Below are 1,939 nucleotides of genomic sequence, written 5' to 3' on the forward strand. Positions count from 1 at the left end.
CCCTAAAGTCGTTAAATGTGTACTCAAATCATCACTCCTGATTTAGGCCTATTTTTTCCAGATAGAGCGCATCACAGGAGGTTATTTCTGTATTCCATCTGCGACTGCGGAGTTTGGTAGATATCTCTACCTGCTCGACTGTATCAAACCACTGCAGCTGCAGATATAAAGGTGTATTGTTGACCCAGGTTCTTAGCTTTTTGGTGGTCTTGAGATCTTCGCTCTTTAAGTTCCCGCTGTTGATCTCGCTGTCGAGAACTGCCTTGAGCTTGCGTATTTCTTCGCTGAAATATTCGTAGTAGCACAGCGAGATGAACTGTACAAACATACGGCCTCTTAGAGTGTCTGTGTACCATACTCTTGCACGTGTACCGTCGGCATGCTGTTTCTCTGCCTCAAAGAAAGACTCTATGGTCTCTCTTTTACGGTACTTGCGCAGGCACTCAAACGGATCCTTTTCTTTGTTGGAGACGAGCGCAAAGTACCCGTGATATTTATTGGCATCCTTGATGGCTTTGTTATTGGCAGTTGCAGTTATTTTGCCACCCCATCGTTTGACTGTGAAATACTTGCTCGCTTTTTCCTGTGCTGCAGGAGCCAGATCCTCAATGGCTGTTCCGCTTTCCAGCAGAGTTTTAAGCTCGTAAAGATCATCATCAAGAGCTGTTTTATCGTCAGTCTGCCTGGATTTGTTGAAATATATATGCAGATAGATCCTGCGCTTAAAGGTTTCTTCAGAGCCTTTCTCGGCTCCGTTTTTATGGTTGGAGTATTTGCGGATCTTCTTAAATTCCTGCATAAGAACCACTGTTACTCCATGTGTTGCATGATCGAATGGACATATGGTCCGGAAGTCATCAAGTGCTTCCATATGCCTGTCTATCTCGGGACGTATCCATTTGAGGCTGATCTTTGCCAGTGTGATAAAATCAAAGCCCGCCTGCAACAGCTCTGAGAGATTCTGCTCAGAATAGTAGCCGTTATCAGTAACTATTTCTGTAGTATTTACACCTAAAGCCGTGAGCTGCTTTATGGCATTGGTTACTGATATAACATCCGGAAGGTTGCCCGGCTGTTTTGTAAATGCTATAGGCTGTCTGCTGTCAATGGAATACAGTGTCAGCAGCTTGATGGTCTTCAGACCATCGTGAGCCTTGTTGAATCCGAACCTTGCATCGTTCTGATTCTCTGAATACACAGAGATCGTAGATGAGTCATATGCAAGAGCATCCTCTACAGACAGCGATTCACAGCGCTTCTGAAAGAAACTCTGCTGTAGGCTTTCATCAAGTCCAACCTGAACGAACAGGTTATGATATACATCCTCGGATATGCCATCTTCGTACGGCAGTGGATGGTTGAACTGCCAGGTCTGTATGCCTGGCAGGGACTGCCCGTTTGTTGCCAGAAGATATCTTGCCAGCGATATGATCTTCTGGGCTGTACCTATGTCGGTAGATGCATAAACAGCATCGTCAATGCCGGACACTTTACCGATGTGATCTATTATGTCCATCATCCCGACATGCATGCGCTTAGCTGATACAATTTTAGTTTCTGTATCTGATTTGGTAGCTTTGCTCCTTTTAGGTCTCGTTGGAACTGGATCTTTTTCCCCTTTTGGGATTTTGGCTATCAGCTTGCTGCTTAGTACTTTGTTGTATTTTTTGTCGGGATCATAGATGGTCTGCCTCTCCAGAATGTAGATATCACCGTTCTTCTGAGGCTGACGTACTATTTTTGTTTTGATCTCTCCTGATGGTTTTGCTGGCATAAGGCACTCTCCTTATTTGAGTATATATTTATTATAATATATACTCAAATAAAAATCAATACAAAAAGTCCTCAAATGTCAGTATTCTCAAGGATTTGCGCCATATGGCCAAGCAATAAAAATGAGTAAATAATCGTTTTGAGTATCTAATTTACGACTTTAGGG

At 43.3% G+C, this 1,939-nt stretch carries 1 protein-coding gene; it reads right to left on the bottom strand.

Features of this window, described 5'->3' with window-relative positions; translation table 11 throughout:
- Positions 1-31: 31 nt before the first annotated feature.
- Complete coding sequence (locus BLO53_RS18830) at positions 32-1,774, bottom strand: IS1634 family transposase (protein WP_092065250.1); 1,743 nt, start codon at positions 1,772-1,774, stop codon at positions 32-34.
- Between the last annotated feature and the right edge of the window lie 165 nt (positions 1,775-1,939).

It is taken from the genome of Butyrivibrio sp. INlla14, assembly GCF_900102515.1.
Taxonomy (GTDB): Bacteria; Bacillota; Clostridia; order Lachnospirales; family Lachnospiraceae; genus Butyrivibrio.

Excerpts from the sequence above, each read along its gene's own strand:
- BLO53_RS18830 (WP_092065250.1), bottom strand. The coding sequence starts at position 1,774 with ATGCCAGCAAAACCATCAGGAGAGATCAAAACAAAAATAGTACGTCAG.